This window comes from Acetomicrobium flavidum (assembly GCF_900129645.1).
GTDB classification, from domain to species: Bacteria; Synergistota; Synergistia; order Synergistales; family Acetomicrobiaceae; genus Acetomicrobium; species Acetomicrobium flavidum.
Genome location: NZ_FSQZ01000001.1, coordinates 416,339 through 431,988, shown reverse-complemented (window position 1 = coordinate 431,988; position 15,650 = coordinate 416,339). Strand labels below are relative to the sequence as shown.

The following is a 15,650-nucleotide window of genomic DNA, read 5'->3' as shown; positions in this document are numbered from 1 at the left end:
AGTGAATGTCCGATGGACAAAAAGATTCGCTGTTTGTTCGGAACGGATGGAGTTAGGGATGTGGCAAATAAGGGTGTCATGATTCCGGAAATGGTTTTGCGTTTGGCTAGGGCTTATGCCCTATTTTTGGCAGAAAGGGGGGTGCCCAGGCCAAAGATCGCCATAGGGACGGATACTAGATTGTCTTGCCAAATGTTGCAATGTGCCCTTGAAGCTGGCTTTATGTCGGCCGGAGCTGACGTCATGTTACTGGGAGTCATGCCTACGGCGGGAGTAAGCTTTGCCGTAAGGCATTACAATGCAACTGGCGGAGCGGTTATAAGCGCCTCCCATAATCCTGCCGAGTATAACGGCATAAAGTTTTTCGATCGCAATGGGGTTAAGCTGAGCGACGACGACGAGGCCTCAATTGAGGAATATTTAGGCGATTCCATGCTCGATGAATGGAGACCTACGGGAGCTTCCATCGGACGCGCCCGGGATGCCTTTGGTGCGATGGAGGTTTACGTGAAGCATATGCTATCCAAAGCCGTCGCCCTTTCTTTATCCGAATATAAAATAGTGATTGATTGCGCTAATGGCGCTATGATCGAGCCGGCTCGCCTGGTTTTTTCGGCTCTTAATCCCAAGGATATGGTCTTTTTGGGGGATGAACCGAATGGCATCAACATAAATGAAGGTGTAGGCGTCATGTGCATCGATACGGCAAGGGATGCGGTTATAAGGGAGTGTGCCGATTTTGCCGTGGCATTCGATGGGGATGGCGACAGGGTCTTATTTGTGGATCGCAAGGGCCGCCTCATCGACGGAGACGTCATAATTTGGGTGTTGGCCAAATGGCTAAAGAAAAGGGGAAAGCTTGGGGGCGGTGTCGTAATAACCATGATGAGCAACATGGCCCTGGAAGAGCACCTGAAGGAAGAAGGCATAACAGTGTATCGTTGTCCCGTGGGAGATCGATATGTTTACGAGACGATGCAAAGGAGCGATTCTATGCTCGGCGGAGAGCAGTCGGGCCATATAATCGTAAAGGAGCACGTTCAGACGGGTGATGGCCTGTGCACCTCGCTTATGTTCCTTCAGGCTTGCAAGGAGCTCAACTTAGATATCGGAGAACTGGTAGATGAATTTTCTCCCTATCCTCAAATGTTGAAGAACGTGAAGGTCTCAAACAAAGAAAAGGCCCTCTCTCACCCCGACTTTTTAAGGTCATTGAGGGAGTGTGAGGACATAATCAAGGGGAAGGGACGCATCTTCGTAAGGCCTTCAGGCACTGAGCCTATGGTGAGGATATTGCTTGAGGCCAAAGGCGTCGATCTGAAATCTATAGTCGAAAAGCTCGCATCGGATATTCAAAAAATAGACGAAGAACTGAAGAATAAGGTCGTGTAGGGAGGTATCTTCATGTCTGATGTACGTAAATGTCTTTTTCCTGTGGCTGGCTTGGGGACGCGCTTTTTGCCCGTGACCAAGGAAATACCCAAGGAGATGCTGCCGTTGATAGACAAGCCCGTGATTCAGTATGGGGTTGAGGAGGCCGTGGCTTCCGGGTGCGGTCAAATAATATTTATCACGGGAAGAGGGAAAAGGGCCCTGGAAGACTATTTCGACAGGTCGTACGAGCTTGAGCAGCTCTTGAAGGAGCGCAACAAGGAAGACCTTTATCAATTGATCTTGTCGATAAGTTCATTGGCAGATTTTGCATATGTCAGACAGCCGGAACCTTTGGGCTTAGGACATGCCATACTCTGCGCTGAAGCATTCTGCAATGAGCCCTTTGGGGTGATACTTACAGACGACGTGATGATCTCTTCTAAGCCTGTGCTAAGACAGCTGATAGAGGTTCGCGAGAAGTTGGGCGGCTCGGTGATTGCCCTTGAAAGAGTGCCCCACGAGGAAACGGAGCGGTACGGCATAGTCGATGCCTGCTTGTATTCTGATAATATATACAAGATCAATGACCTGATAGAAAAACCGAAGAGGGAGAAGGCGCCGAGCGACTTGGCCATAATGGGCAGATATGTGCTCTCCCCTGCGGTGTTTGCCCATATCCGAAACATAGAGAGGGGAGAGGGGGGCGAGTATCAGCTTACGGATGCCCTTAAAAGCTTGCTGAAGGAAGAACCTTTATGGGGCGTGGTATACGAAGGCGAACGCCTCGACTGTGGGACCAAGATGGGATGGTTCAAGTCAACCATAAAAATGGGGCTTCAGGATCCCGAATTAAGAAAAGTGGTGCTGGAAATATTGAACGAAGAAGAAGTCAGCGAGAACGGCTAGTCAAGACGTAGATATACATGGCCAGCGGTATGAGCGGGGCTATTGCAATGTAAAATGGCGCGAAGGACAGAAGGACCAGCGAGCTCAAGGCCATCGTCGAGAAAAATGAGGCCCAAAAGATAACCTTAAGGAACTTGGCATCCTTCCTTTGGGCCAGTACAGCCACTATCGACGATATAATCACGAGGCCTACGATGATGAAAAATAAAACTTTAACGTTATCCTTTATCACATTCAGGACATAATCCATAGATGAAGACCTCTATAATTCGTGCTTTGTGCGCACAAAGGCTCTTTAGTTTTTCAGCTTCTTCCGGAATGATTTCTATGTCTTCCAGTTTTCCACAACCTTGACATAAGAAATGGGCATGCATATCGGGCGTTGGATCGAAGTGAGATTTCTTGTCATCTATGGTGAGTATCTGCAAATAGCCCAACTCCGCAAGCAGCTGTACCGTGCTGTATATAGTGGCAAATGATATGGTAGGGTAATCCTTTTTGAGCTCGTTATATAGTTGCTCGGCAGTTGGATGGTCCTTTCGCCCGCAAAGCCTTTCTATTATAGCTCTCCGCTGGCTCGTCAGCTTATATCCCTTTGCTTTAAGTTTTTCTAGCACCTCATCGACATTCCACATTTTTCATACCCCCAACGTTGTCAGTTAATTTATAACCATTTAAAGGTAATTTTTCAAGAGAAATATTGCGTCAAACCTAGATCGATATGGACAAATGGCCGGCTCTTCATGTATAATTCAACTTGCCTTACGGTGGGGTGTAGCCAAGCTGGCAAGGCAGCGGACTTTGGATCCGCGATTCGCAGGTTCGAATCCTGCCACCCCAGCCATAAATATGGTATATAGATGGGGGGAGATGGTCTCCCCCCACTTTGTTGCGTTGGGAGGCATGAAAAGGAGATGAAATCAGCATGGGGGGCATTGGTACTGGCTGCCGGCAAAGGCACCAGGATGAAAAGTTCCACAGCAAAGGTATTGCAACCCATCTTACAAGAACCGATGGTCTTTTATCCCTTAAAGGCCTTAAGTGAATGCGGTCCCATTCCGATAGGAGTTGTCGTAGGTTATGGCAAAGAAGGTGTTTGTGCCTATTTGAAGGACAAATGGCCTCAAGTGACAACCATGGAGCAGAGACTGCAACGAGGAACTGGCGATGCCGTAAAGATAAGCTCCTCATTCTGGCAGGATTTCGATAATCTGCTCATCCTTCCGGGAGACGTTCCCCTCATCACCGCTGATACTATTAAGCGTTTGATGGATCTTCACCTCGAGAGACGTTCATCTTTGACCTTCATCAGTTTCAGCGCTTCCAATCCGGCCGGTTACGGCAGGGTGATCAGGTCAGACGGTAAAATACGCATCGTGGAAGAAAGAGATGCATCTACGGAGGAGCTGTCAGTAAGGGAGGTCAACAGCGGGATTTATGCCTTTTCGACGTCCGCCTTGATAAGATATATAGACGAGCTTAGCTGCGAAAATTCCCAGGGAGAGTATTACCTAACCGATCTCATCGAGATCTTTCAACAGAAAAACCTGAAAGTAGATGTCGTGTTGGTCAACGATGAGGACGAGTTTTTAGGAGTTAATGACCCCTTACAATTGGCTAAAGCGACCGCTTTGCTAAAAAACTCACTGGTGAGAAGGCACATGGAAGAGGGGGTAAAGTGCGCAGACCCCGAGTCGACCTGGATAGGACCGCAGGTGACCTTCGAGGGGGAGGCTTTTTTGGCCCCTTACGTTCAAATATATGGCAATACCAGCATCGGCGAACGCTCCAGCATCGGCAGCTTTTCAATATTGAGGGATTGCAAGCTCGAAAACGATGTATGCATACATCCTCATGTCATCATCGAAAATTCGATCATTAAAGGCAATGCCATCGTCGGGCCATTTGCTTATCTGCGAGACGAAACAGAGCTGGGCCAAAATTCATTTGCCGGGAAATTTGTCGAAATCAAGAAATCTAAAGTAGGGAGCGGAAGCAAGGTTCCTCACCTTTCATACATAGGGGATGCGACCATTGGGGAGGGTACCAATATAGGCGCAGGGACCATTACGTGCAACTATGACGGAAAAAGAAAACATCCGACTAAAATAGGTAACCGTTGTTTCGTAGGAAGCGATACAATGCTGGTGGCACCTGTTGAGCTTGAAGATGATGTTACAACTGGGGCAGGTTCAGTCATCACGGAAAATGTCCCCAGTGGGGCGTTGGCTTTGGCTCGAGCGCGACAGCGAAATATCCTGGGTTGGAAGAAAAATAAGGAAGACATAAAAGATAAAAACGATGGGGGTCGGTCTGAATGATTCTTAAGGATAGAGAATTGAAGATCTTTGCTGGGCAATCCCATCCACAGTTTGCAGAGAGGGTCTGCGAAAGCCTGCACATACCTTTGGCGGCATCGAAGATCTATAGATTTTCGGATGGGGAGATTGGCATATCGATTGAAGAAAGCGTTCGGGGTGCCGATGTATACGTGATTCAATCGACTTGCTATCCGGCCAACGAAAACCTTATGGAACTGCTAATATTCCTGGATGCCCTAAGGAGAGCTTCAGCCTATCAAATTAACGTGGTGATACCTTATTTTGGATATGCCAGGCAAGACAGAAAGACTCGCGCTAGGGAGCCAATAACAGCTAAGTTGATAGCCAACTTGTTGGAAAAGGCCGGAGCAGACAGGGTGGTGTCCGCAGATCTGCATGCAGGACAGATTCAGGGCTTCTTTGACATTCCCGTGGACCACCTTACGGCCATACCTCTGCTTGCCTCTTACTTCCAGGAAAAATTAAAAGACGAGATTGAAGCAGGAAATTTGGTGGTTGTATCTCCCGATATAGGTGGTGTGGTGCGAGCCAGAAAATTTGCCGAGCCAATGCATACCGAACTGGCCATCGTGGATAAAAGGAGATCTTATGACATCACAAATCACTGCGAGGTGATGGAGATAATAGGACGCGTCAGGGGAAAAACGGCCATATTGGTCGATGACATGGTGGATACAGCGGGTACCCTTGTGAAGGCTGCCGAGGCTTTGCTGGAAAGAGGGGTTAAAAAGGTTTACGCAGCCGCCACGCACGCTGTTTTGTCAGGGCCTGCCATAGAAAGATTAAAGAATTCCCCTATAGAGGAATTGGCATTTACCGATACCATCCCGTTGCCCAAAGAGAAGACATTGGATAAAATCACCGTGTTATCCATAGCTCCTCTTTTTGCGGAGGCTATCAATAGGATTCACTCGAACGATTCGGTGAGCATATTGTTCAGATGATCATCGTGACTTTTGCGATATCTTATGGCAATGGACAGGGTATTTAGTATAAAATTACCTGCAGCCTTATTGGCGATTCTACACGAAGCTTAATATGAGGGAGGAATTTCGATATGGCGGTTGAAAGCATCAATATCAGGTTAGAGACGAGAGAGGAAACTGGCAAAAACAAGGCCAAAAGACTTAGAAAAAAGGGGTATTTGCCAGCCGTCTTCTACGGGCCAGGGTATAAAGAATCTGTTCCTGTCATGGTGCGCATCGACGACATAATACCCCATCTCCATTCTTCGCACTGGAAAACATTGGTATTAAACGTCACCTTTCCGGACGGCAAAGAAGAGATGGCGATGATTAGGGACTATCAGAGGGATCCCTTGACCAGGCAGATCCTTCACCTCGATTTCTATCAGATTCTGAGGGGCCATAAGGTCATGGTGGCAGTGCCCCTGGTCTTAACGAACAAAGAGGATTGTATAGGCGTCAAAAAGGGTGGCGTTTTGATTCAATCCTTGCATGAGATAGAGATGGAAGTGCTTCCGAGCGAAATACCAGATGAGATCTATATCGATGTTGAGGGTCTTGATATAGGCCAGGGCATTCGCGTTTCGGACATTAAGCTGCCCGAGAGCGCCACGATATCCGTGGATCCAGAAGAGACCATAGCTCAGGTTGTGGAATCCAGCGCTATGGAGGCTGAAGTGGCCGCTGCTGAGGAGGAGGCTCCTGCGGAGGTGGAAGTAATAGGCAAGAGAGGCGCTTCGGAGAAGGAAGAGGAGGAGGAGTAGCAACTTATAGTGGGCGTGCGACTTTGTGTTGGATTGGGCAATCCGGGCATTGAATATGCCATGACAAGGCATAATGTGGGGTGGTTAGCCATAGACGCCCTGCTGAAACGGTTAGGGGCCGAGGGGGCCTGCGAGTATCGCTTCAGCGGGATGTTATGGGGGCCTTTTAACATAGAAAGCGAGAAAGTTTATTTGCTAAAACCCTTGACGTATATGAACCTAAGCGGTCATTCCGTGGCACAGGCGGCCAAAGGGTTAAGCGTGAAGACGTCGGATATTTTGGTCGTCTACGACGATGTAAACCTTCCCTTTGGCAAGCTTCGCCTTCGAGCAAAGGGAAGTGCAGGTGGGCATAATGGGATGGCGTCTGTCATAGCTGCCTTAGGCACGTTGGAGATCCCAAGGTTGAGGATCGGCACTGGCAAGGGGGAACCCACGGAGGATTTGATCTCCTTCGTCTTGTCACCCTTTGACGACGATGAGATGAAAGTTTTGCCCGAAATACTCGATAGGGCTGCTAAAGCTGTCGTTGCGTGGGTAACCTTGGACATGGAGCGCGCTATCTCGTACGCAAACAGCAGCCTTTAAGGCGGTGTGTTAGAAGTGCAAGTGTACATTGATAAACTTTGGGATGTCGACTTAAGCAGTTGGATGAAGGGCGATACTGTGTGCCTCCAGGCCAGGGGGGCAGCCAGGCCGTGGATTTGCAGGAATGCGGAAGCTAAGCTCATAGCGCTTTTTTCGGATAGCACTCAGGCGCTGGATTTTTACTCCGACTGGAAAGCATTGTTCAAAGAAGACGACATCATATATTTGCCAGAGTTGCCCTTAACTGCGGATAAGGCAGGTCAATCTGCCCTGTGGGTCAATAGGGGAGAATTGTTCGAAAAATGGCGTCATGAGGATGGCAAGAAGGTCTTGGTTTCGACCCCCGGCTCTCTCGTGACGCCTCTTTCCTTTGTAGATGATAGTTTTACCATAGTAGCTGGAGAAGTTATTGGAAGAGACAACCTGGCACGGTGGTTACAGGCTAGCGGTTATGAGCCGGTAGACCTCGTCTGGAGCCCGGGACAGCTTTCGATCAGGGGAAGCCTCGTGGATCTCTTCGATCCCGTTTACAGGTATCCCATTAGGGTGGAATTCTTCGATGACGAAGTAATAAGCATCCGAGCCTTCGATAGTGAGACTCAAAAGAGCATAGCCCATCATGGACAAATAGAGATACATCGCATTTCCGGAAACAGGGTAGCCTTCCCCATCAAGCTGCTTCCCAGCAATTGCAGAGTTCTTCTCTTCGAACCAAAGGATGTAGAAGCACAGGCTGATATATACTCATGGCTTTGGAGGCGCCTGTGTGACGATGACCGTTCTTTACCTCTCATACCAGACTGGCAAGAAGTCTACAGGGTGATTGCCACGTTACCTCACTTGAGAATTTCTTCTTCGCTTGAGGGCGCTACATATCGTTTCGATATACTAAGAGAACCCTACTTTAAAGGGCAATTGGAAAATGCCAATGCCTACTTGAACAAATGGCAATCCGAAGGTTATGAAATTTCTCTGTATGCAGAAGCGAGATACTTGGAAGAGTGGGCTGCCCAAAGGGGCATAAACTTGACGCCTCGGATGATAAGCGCAGGGTTTGTGGATTTGAGGCGCAAATATGTCGCCCTGTCGCAATCCGCCATCATGGGCATAGAGCAACCCATCATGATGGATCAAAGCTACCGTAAGCCGCCGTCAGACTGGCAGGACAGCCTGGAAGTCGGCCAATATGTCGTGCATGAGGATTACGGCGTTGCCATTTTTAGAGGCACAAATTACATAAATGGTTCGGAATATCTGGTCTTGGAGTATGGTGGCCAGAAGCGGCTTCTGGTACCTGCTTACCAACTTTACAAGATAACGCCCTATGAGGGCATCTATGGTGTGGAGCCTCAGCTGGATCGCCTTGACAGGCAATCCTGGAAGAGAAATCTTCAGAAAGCCAGAGATGCGGCCCATAAGGTCGCCCAAGACTTGATCTCTTTATACGCGTCAAGGGAACTGAAGAAGGGATTTGTCTTTCCCAAAGACGGTGAAATGTCAAAACACTTTGAAGTCACCTTTCCCTATCACGAGACCGCGGATCAGCTAAAGGCCATAGAGGAGATAAAAAACGACATGGAAAAGCCTGTCCCCATGGACAGGATATTGGTAGGAGATGTGGGGTTTGGAAAGACTGAGGTAGCCATGCGAGCTGCCATAAAGGCGGTGGAGGGTGGGAAACAGGTGGCAGTCTTGGTCCCTACGACGTTGCTTTCAGAACAGCATTACGAGAGCTTCGTCTCAAGGATAGGCGATATGCCAATAAGGATTGAACAGCTGTCTCGTTTTGAGACGAAGGCGAAGCAGCAAAGTATACTGAAGGAAACGGCAGAAGGACGTGTGGACATACTGATCGGTACTCATCGCTTACTGCAGGGTGACGTGCGATTTAAGGATCTGGGTCTGGTCATAATCGATGAGGAACACAGGTTCGGCGTCAGGCAAAAGGAATTGTTAAAAAAGCTTCGAACTGAAGTCGATGTATTATCCATATCGGCCACCCCTATTCCCAGGACGCTTTATATGGCATTGTCCGGCATAAGGGACATATCCCTCCTGAGCACTCCACCCAAAGATAGACAACCCGTGATTACCGTGGTAGGACCATGGAGGGATGATCTGGTTAGAGAGGCAATCCTGAAGGAGATATCCCGCGATGGTCGGGTCTTTTTTGTTCACGACCGCATAAGGGGCATAGAAAAGAGGGCCAAAAGGCTGCAGATGCTTGTTCCAGAGGCCAAGGTGGGCATAGCTCACGGGCAGCTTCCAAAGGGCGAATTGGAAAATGCAATGTTGAAGTTTTTAAGCGGTGAAATCAACGTACTTGTCTGTACGACAATCATAGAAAGCGGCTTGGACATCGCTAAGGCCAATACCTTAATTGTAGACAACGCCCACATGTTCGGGTTATCTCAATTGCACCAGCTTCGCGGCAGAGTTGGGAGAAGAAATAGGCAGGCCTTTGCCTATATGCTGTACCCGGCAGATAAATCTCTAACTAAGGAGGCCATGCAGAGGCTTGAGGCCATAGCGGAGTGCAATCAATTGGGAGCGGGTTACAGGTTGGCGCTGAGGGACCTGGAGATCAGGGGCGGAGGCAATTTACTTGGCGTAGAGCAACACGGTCAGACGGAAAAGGTCGGATTTCAACTTTATTACAAGTTGATAGAAAATGCTATGAGAAAGCTAAAAGGGGAAGATATTCAAGGCCTTTCGATGGACATAAAGGTGCCGTTAAGCATTCCGGAGGACTACATTCCCCAGGATTCGCTTCGAATGGCGCTTTATAGGAGATTGCTTAGAGATTTAAGCATTAAGGATATTGACGAAATGGAAAAAGAGTTGGCCGACAGGTTTGGACCACTGCCGGAGGAGATGAAATCCTTGTTGAACGTGACAAGGTTAAAGGCGGGGTTGCCTCACTTCGGCGTTGAAGAGATGACGGTAGATGCAAACGAAATCGTCTTACGAGGAAAAGATAAGGGATTGCTTAGCCTTGTGGGCGGCAAACCGGGTTGGATGACCAGAGGTGATCGTGCCGTTGGGCCGGGCGGCATCGTTGGCCTGAAGGTACTGGTCAAATACATGACATCAGCCTTTAAGTCGGGTAGGGAGATGGTCGAGGAATGGGATCGAGACGCGATATAGGGGAAAGCTTCGTGGAGCTCGTTGAGATAATGGCGAAATTGCGAGCTCCCGGAGGTTGTCCCTGGGACAGAAAACAGTCCTTGGAATCTCTTAAGGAATACGTGCTTGAAGAGGCCTATGAGTTGATTGATGCGATAGACTCGAAGGATAGGGGAAATATATGCGAGGAATGCGGCGACCTGCTTTTGCAGATCGTCTTCGTCGCTCAAATTGCATCGGAAAATCATTGGTTTGATATAACGGATGTGATAGATGCATTGTGCGATAAATTAAGGCGAAGACACCCTCATGTCTTTGGTGATCTTACGGTCCATGACAGCGAAGAGGTCAGGCGGAACTGGGATATGATAAAATTGCAAGAGCGACAGAGCAAGAATGAAGTGCGATCCAGATTGACCGGCGTTCCTCGTTCCATGCCGGCGTTGCTCAAGGCCTTCTCCATCCAGGAGAGGGCAGCAAAGGCCGGCTTCGATTGGCAGGCTGGAGACCTTACCCCTTTATGGGATAAAATAAGGGAGGAGATGGACGAGCTTCGCCGTGCCATAGAAGTCGGGCTTACGGACGAGATAGAAGAAGAAATGGGAGATCTCCTTTTCGCGGTGGTTAACTTGTCTAGGCATATAGGCGTAAATCCAGAAGAGGCACTGAATAAGGCTAACGAAAAATTCTCAAGGAGATTTCGCATCATAGAGGAGAATGTCGAGAAAAGCGGACGGGGCTGGAGCGAATATACGCTCGACGAACTGGAGGAGCTTTGGCAAGAGGCCAAAGAGAGGCTCAGAGGATCGCAAGGAGGTTAAATTTAAAATGAGCGACGTTCACGATTTTGACATATTTGCTAAGGGGATTAAGAGCGAGACGGGGCAGAAGAAAAAAGTATTGATCACTGAAACTGTACTGCGAGATGCGCACCAGTCCCTCATGGCTACCAGGATGCGTACCGAAGATATGCTGGACATAGCCGCCAAGATGGATGAAGTCGGCTACTACTCCCTCGAGATGTGGGGTGGTGCTACCTTTGATGCGGCCATGCGGTTCTTGGAGGAGGATCCCTGGGAGCGCCTAAGGGCGTTAAGAAGAGTTGTCAAGAAGACAAAGCTTCAGATGTTGCTTCGTGGCCAAAATTTGGTAGGTTATAAACACTACCCTGATGACGTAGTGAGAGAATTTGTCAAAAGGGCTGTGGGCAACGGTCTAGATATCATCCGCATATTCGATGCTCTGAACGATTTGAGGAATATGGAAGTAGCTGCCGATCAGGTCAAGAAAGAAGGAGCCCACCTGCAGCTTTCGATATGTTACACCATATCGCCGGTGCATACCTTAGAATCCTTCGTCGAGTTGGCGTTGAAGATGAAGGACATGGGTGCCGATTCGATATGTATAAAGGATATGGCTGGCCTGCTTTCTCCTGTTGCTGCCTATCGACTGGTCAGGGCGATCAAGGATAGGTGCGATCTGCCGTTGCAGGTGCATACGCACTACACCAGCGGCATGGGGTCAATGGCTTATTTAGCTGCTGTCTTGGCTGGGGCCGACATCATTGATTGCGCGATATCTCCCTTTGCCATGGGCACGAGCCAACCGCCTACGGAATCTTTAGTCGCAGCACTGAAGGACTCCATATACGATACGGAGATAGAGCTGCAAGAACTGGTTCCAATCGCGAATTACTTTAAGGAAATACGAAACAAATATAAGGATCTGGTCGTTGGCCTTACGGGGGTAGACATAAACGTATTGATATATCAGATACCGGGAGGCATGTACTCGAACCTGGTAAGCCAGTTGAAGGAGCAAAATGCCTTGGATAAGCTTGATTTGGTGTTGAAGGAGGTACCTCAAGTTCGACGCGAGATGGGCTATCCTCCCTTGGTGACCCCGACAAGTCAGATAGTTGGCACGCAGGCTACGCTGAACGTCTTAGTTGGCAAGAGGTGGCACATAGTGCCCAACGAGGTGAAGATGTACTTTCTGGGATATTATGGAAGGCCGCCTGCACCCGTTGATCCGGAGGTGGCCAAAAGGGTCATAGGAGACGAAAAGCCCATCGAATGCAGGCCAGGGGAGATACTGCCTCCGGGATTGGAGGAAGCCCGCAAGGCCATAGAACCCTGGATACTGCAACCGGAGGATGTATTAAGCTATGCTTTGTTTCCAAATGTAGCTAAAGACTTTCTGATCAAAAAGTTTGCCAGGACGCTTAAGAGGGACGTTGGCTTTGAGGAACCCATCGAAGGGGTGGCCTATCCAGTATAGCTGTGACAACTCAAGGAGGTAATGAACATGACAGAGGCACAGAAAAATATTTCCGAAGTAATTGAAAGCGACATCAGACCAGCGCTCATGTCTCACGGTGGAGATATAGAATTGGTAAGTTACGATGAGGCGGAAAAAAAGGTATTTGTACGCCTGACCGGCGCTTGCGGTGGATGTCCGTTCGCCAGGGAGACGTTGCGATTCCAAGTGGAAAGCGTCTTAAAGGAGCGCCTTCCCAATGCAGTAAAGTCCGTTGAGAGCGTTCAATGACATGTGGAGGAGGGGATTTTCTCGCCCTTGGTAGAACCGTTTGATTCCAACAGTGATGTTATAAAAAAAGATGGATCGTCGCCTGAAATTCTCATTGTAGCTGACGAAAAGGTTCTCGAAAAGATATTGGGCCAAAAGGACGAGAACATTCGGGCCGTTGAGGAGAGGTTTCCCGTACGCATAATCGTGAGGGGTGACGAAATACAGGTTCATGGCCCTGACGTCGAAGTCGTTAAGCTTGTTGCCAAATTTTTGGGACAGCTGGCTGAAGTTGCCGAGAAGGGATACAGGCTAACGCCTGCAGAAGTTAAGTACGGCATGAACGTGCTTACCGAGGCCGGCAAAGTGGACCTGCTATCGCTTTACGAAGAGGTCATATACATCACCTCAAGGGGAAAGCCGGTGAGGCCTCGAACGGCAGGGCAAAAAAAATATATCGAAGCGATAAAACGTAACGATGTAATTTTTGTCATAGGTCCGGCAGGAACGGGCAAGACCTATCTTGCTGTCGCCATGGCGGTCGCCGCCCTTAAGGCATCGGCCATAAGCAGGATAGTTTTGGTGCGGCCCGTCGTAGAGGCTGGCGAACGCTTGGGATTTTTGCCCGGCGATGTCAAGGAGAAGGTGGAACCGTATTTGAGGCCGCTTTATGACGCCTTCTTCGATCTGCTGTCTCCCGAGAGGTTCATGAAGTATCTTGAAAAGAACGTTATAGAATTGGCCCCATTGGCCTACATGCGGGGAAGGACTTTGAACGACAGCTTCATTATATTGGACGAGGCTCAAAACACCACGCCAGAGCAGATGAAGATGTTCCTCACGAGAATGGGATTTGGTTCAAAGGTAGTGGTAACGGGCGATATCACGCAGATAGATTTGCCTCCTGGAAAGGAGTCGGGCCTCAAGGTAGTTCAAGACGTTTTGGATGGCATTCCGGGTATCGAGTTTGTGCGATTGACTAACTATGATGTGGTGCGTCACGAAATGGTACAGAGGATAGTTGAGGCGTATGAAATTTATGAAAAAAAGAAAGGGAACGACCAGAGGCTACCCTAAGAACGTTGCAGTAGCCTTATCCGGAAGTTCGTTACGCTTAGAGTGGTTGCTGCGGCTCTTCATTTTGGCCCTTGCAGGAGGGTTGTTCTTTTGGGGATGGAGATTGGATGTAGCCGACAAAGGTTTCAAGGTCGGCCTTCCATCCCCAAGAGATTATTATGTCTTATCGGAGATTACTTATCTAGACGAAGATACGACCAGACAGCTCAAGGAAAATTTGGCATCAAGGGTATTGGGCGTAAAGGTCATTGATTTCTCTTTGGTTCCCATTGTCAGGGCCGTGCTTGAGGATATAGATAACCCATCCTCCTGGTCCTACTTGCCTGAAGGTTTAGTCAACATCTTAAAGGCCCTTCCTTCTTCCAAGAGAGGTCGTATTTTAGATGTCACGCGAAACATAGGGTTGCAGATGCTAAGTTTGGATAACTATAGCAGCAGCTCCACTGACTTAAGAGGAGATCTATGGAAGTATCTTGCAAATGCGAATTTGCCCATTGCCGACAAAAATATTGCATATCAGATACTTAGCTATCTTTTTACCTTTGTAGTTGAGACCGACAGCGAGACGACAGCTTTAGTCAGGGAATTTTATAAGTCGAGCGTAGAGCTGGTAGAAAAAGTCCTGAAGCCGGGCACGCTACTGGTAAAAAAAGGAGAGCTCATCACCCCCGGAATTGCTAACCTTTTACGGTTGCAAGGGTATCCGGAAAGCCGATTTCCCAATATGCAGCTTGCCATGGTCCTTCTCATGGTCTTTCTTTGGTCCTTTTTGCATCGATATACCGACCTGCAGGAGTGGAGGCAGACCTCAACCATAAGGATGACCTATTTCGCTACTTTGCTTATCCTTGGTTGGGTTATGCAGTTTGGCGTCGCCAGGGTAAATGCGCTGTATAGCGGGATAGGTACCTTGCCGATAGTGGGGTGGGGTTACCTCACTATGCCTTACATAAGCGCCTTTTATTTGGGCTTAAGCGGCGGGCTTCTGGGCGTCATGATAAGCTCTTCAAATTCCTTCGCCTATCTTTATTCCATGTTCTTGGCAGTTTTGATAACGGTCCTGGCCCATGCTGTCTTTAAAGAAAGGCCAACCACGCAAGGTAAGGCATTTTTGAAGATCGAGCTTGTGGGATTTGTTGCTGTAGCCTTGTGGTATGCCTTCAGTGGGGTCTTTTACCATGTGCCACTCCTTCGTGATATGTTATTCGTCCTGCTTTTGCTGTTTTGCCTTGGCGGTATCTTTATATTGCTCCTGCCGTTGATCGAGAGGGTCTTCGATGTGGTGTCACCCATAAGGCTGATGGAACTAACTCACCCTAGCAATGCGTTACTGAAGAGGTTGCAGGTTGAAGCTCCAGGTACGTATCATCATTCCATGATGGTCAGCACTTTGGCGGAGGCAGCTGCCGAACAGATCCGCGCCAATGCGCTGCTTGTACGAGGCGGTGCATACTATCATGATATCGGCAAATTAAAAAGGCCGCAGTACTTCATAGAAAACCAGATAGAGGGAGAAAACGTACATGATACGCTTTCTCCGTCGTTATCGGCTTTAATTATATTGTCTCATGTCCAGGAGGGAATAAACTTAGCTAAGGAATACGGACTTCCGAGCGCCATGATAGATTTCATTGCCGAACATCATGGAACTACATGCTTGTCTTACTTCTACAATAAGGCAAGAAGAAACGGCGATAAGGATCAATATTGTTATCCCGGGCCTAAGCCTCGTTCCAAGGAAACGGCCTTGCTAATGCTCGCCGATTCCGTGGAAGCAGCTGTGCGGGCATTGGGCCCATCGGTGTTGGATATAACGACCCTTGACGATGCCGTAAAACAGGTCATAGAGGTAAAAAAACAGGAAGGACAGCTTGATGAGGTCAACCTGACCATGAAGGACTTGAGCGCTATTCGGCAAGCATTTGTCACGACATTGATGTCCATGTATCATACGCGATGGGTAAGAGACAAGAAATGAT

At 48.6% G+C, this 15,650-nt stretch carries 14 protein-coding genes and 1 tRNA gene; 13 read left to right on the top strand and 2 right to left on the bottom strand.

What is annotated here, in order from left to right:
- The first annotated feature begins 12 nt into the window (after nucleotides 1-12).
- Nucleotides 13-1,392, top strand: a complete 1,380-nt coding sequence (glmM, locus tag BUQ78_RS02165) for a phosphoglucosamine mutase (RefSeq protein ID WP_074199129.1) — start codon at nucleotides 13-15, stop codon at nucleotides 1,390-1,392.
- 12 nt (nucleotides 1,393-1,404) lie between these two features.
- Complete coding sequence (gene galU, locus BUQ78_RS02160; protein ID WP_074199128.1) at nucleotides 1,405-2,280, top strand: UTP--glucose-1-phosphate uridylyltransferase GalU; 876 nt, start codon at nucleotides 1,405-1,407, stop codon at nucleotides 2,278-2,280.
- Here the strand turns inward: galU and BUQ78_RS02155 are convergent.
- Together BUQ78_RS02155 and BUQ78_RS02150 are read right to left on the bottom strand one after the other, a co-directional pair.
- Nucleotides 2,264-2,530 (bottom strand): hypothetical protein, encoded by a 267-nt coding sequence (locus tag BUQ78_RS02155; protein WP_014806555.1) that lies wholly within the window; start codon nucleotides 2,528-2,530, stop codon nucleotides 2,264-2,266. The two genes, galU and BUQ78_RS02155, sit on opposite strands and share 17 nt — an antisense overlap.
- Complete coding sequence (locus tag BUQ78_RS02150) at nucleotides 2,499-2,915, bottom strand: Fur family transcriptional regulator (RefSeq protein ID WP_074199127.1); 417 nt, start codon at nucleotides 2,913-2,915, stop codon at nucleotides 2,499-2,501. The genes BUQ78_RS02155 and BUQ78_RS02150 overlap by 32 nt, the downstream gene beginning before the upstream one ends.
- Before the next feature lie 133 nt (nucleotides 2,916-3,048).
- On the opposite strand from BUQ78_RS02150, the gene BUQ78_RS02145 reads away from it, so the two are divergent.
- From BUQ78_RS02145 to BUQ78_RS02095, 11 genes are all read left to right on the top strand, one after another.
- Nucleotides 3,049-3,124: transfer RNA gene (locus BUQ78_RS02145), tRNA-Gln, on the top strand.
- Between the two features lie 70 nt (nucleotides 3,125-3,194).
- A complete protein-coding gene (gene glmU, locus BUQ78_RS02140) occupies nucleotides 3,195-4,601 on the top strand; it encodes a bifunctional UDP-N-acetylglucosamine diphosphorylase/glucosamine-1-phosphate N-acetyltransferase GlmU (RefSeq protein WP_074199126.1) in 1,407 nt (468 codons plus the stop codon).
- Nucleotides 4,598-5,566, top strand: a complete 969-nt coding sequence (locus BUQ78_RS02135; protein WP_074199125.1) for a ribose-phosphate diphosphokinase — start codon at nucleotides 4,598-4,600, stop codon at nucleotides 5,564-5,566. Before glmU ends, BUQ78_RS02135 begins: the two co-directional genes overlap by 4 nt.
- Before the next feature lie 113 nt (nucleotides 5,567-5,679).
- Nucleotides 5,680-6,351 (top strand): 50S ribosomal protein L25, encoded by a 672-nt coding sequence (locus BUQ78_RS02130; protein WP_014806559.1) that lies wholly within the window; start codon nucleotides 5,680-5,682, stop codon nucleotides 6,349-6,351.
- Nucleotides 6,352-6,360: 9 nt separating this feature from the next.
- The gene (pth, locus tag BUQ78_RS02125; RefSeq protein ID WP_014806560.1) at nucleotides 6,361-6,939 is read left to right on the top strand and encodes an aminoacyl-tRNA hydrolase; all 579 of its coding nucleotides are present in this window, start codon (nucleotides 6,361-6,363) and stop codon (nucleotides 6,937-6,939) included.
- A gap of 15 nt (nucleotides 6,940-6,954) precedes the next feature.
- Nucleotides 6,955-10,086: a transcription-repair coupling factor gene (mfd, locus tag BUQ78_RS02120; protein WP_074199124.1), complete on the top strand. Its 3,132-nt coding sequence runs from the start codon at nucleotides 6,955-6,957 to the stop codon at nucleotides 10,084-10,086.
- Entirely contained in the window at nucleotides 10,065-10,886 is an 822-nt protein-coding gene (mazG, locus tag BUQ78_RS02115; protein ID WP_014806562.1) for a nucleoside triphosphate pyrophosphohydrolase, read from the top strand. The genes mfd and mazG overlap by 22 nt, the downstream gene beginning before the upstream one ends.
- Nucleotides 10,887-10,893: 7 nt before the next feature.
- Nucleotides 10,894-12,345 (top strand): oxaloacetate decarboxylase subunit alpha, encoded by a 1,452-nt coding sequence (locus BUQ78_RS02110; protein WP_014806563.1) that lies wholly within the window; start codon nucleotides 10,894-10,896, stop codon nucleotides 12,343-12,345.
- A 27-nt stretch (nucleotides 12,346-12,372) separates the two neighbouring features.
- The gene (locus tag BUQ78_RS02105; protein ID WP_014806564.1) at nucleotides 12,373-12,615 is read left to right on the top strand and encodes a NifU family protein; all 243 of its coding nucleotides are present in this window, start codon (nucleotides 12,373-12,375) and stop codon (nucleotides 12,613-12,615) included.
- A gap of 27 nt (nucleotides 12,616-12,642) precedes the next feature.
- Nucleotides 12,643-13,671, top strand: coding sequence for a PhoH family protein (locus tag BUQ78_RS02100; RefSeq protein WP_014806565.1), 1,029 nt, complete (start codon nucleotides 12,643-12,645; stop codon nucleotides 13,669-13,671).
- Nucleotides 13,634-15,649 carry an HD family phosphohydrolase gene (locus BUQ78_RS02095; RefSeq protein ID WP_318259456.1) on the top strand — a complete coding sequence of 672 codons (2,016 nt, stop codon included), beginning with the start codon at nucleotides 13,634-13,636 and terminating at the stop codon, nucleotides 15,647-15,649. The genes BUQ78_RS02100 and BUQ78_RS02095 overlap by 38 nt, the downstream gene beginning before the upstream one ends.
- Nucleotide 15,650: the final 1 nt, after the last annotated feature.

Bases quoted from the DNA above. Each gene is read 5' to 3' on its own strand.
- BUQ78_RS02155 (WP_014806555.1), bottom strand. From the start codon at position 2,530: ATGGATTATGTCCTGAATGTGATAAAGGATAACGTTAAAGTTTTATTT.
- BUQ78_RS02135 (WP_074199125.1), top strand. From the start codon at position 4,598: ATGATTCTTAAGGATAGAGAATTGAAGATCTTTGCTGGGCAATCCCAT.
- glmU (WP_074199126.1), top strand. From the start codon at position 3,195: ATGAAATCAGCATGGGGGGCATTGGTACTGGCTGCCGGCAAAGGCACC.
- BUQ78_RS02110 (WP_014806563.1), top strand. From the start codon at position 10,894: ATGAGCGACGTTCACGATTTTGACATATTTGCTAAGGGGATTAAGAGC.
- glmM (WP_074199129.1), top strand. From the start codon at position 13: ATGGACAAAAAGATTCGCTGTTTGTTCGGAACGGATGGAGTTAGGGAT.
- BUQ78_RS02095 (WP_318259456.1), top strand. From the start codon at position 13,634: ATGAAAAAAAGAAAGGGAACGACCAGAGGCTACCCTAAGAACGTTGCA.
- mazG (WP_014806562.1), top strand. From the start codon at position 10,065: ATGGGATCGAGACGCGATATAGGGGAAAGCTTCGTGGAGCTCGTTGAG.
- BUQ78_RS02150 (WP_074199127.1), bottom strand. From the start codon at position 2,915: ATGTGGAATGTCGATGAGGTGCTAGAAAAACTTAAAGCAAAGGGATAT.
- BUQ78_RS02130 (WP_014806559.1), top strand. From the start codon at position 5,680: ATGGCGGTTGAAAGCATCAATATCAGGTTAGAGACGAGAGAGGAAACT.
- BUQ78_RS02105 (WP_014806564.1), top strand. From the start codon at position 12,373: ATGACAGAGGCACAGAAAAATATTTCCGAAGTAATTGAAAGCGACATC.
- galU (WP_074199128.1), top strand. From the start codon at position 1,405: ATGTCTGATGTACGTAAATGTCTTTTTCCTGTGGCTGGCTTGGGGACG.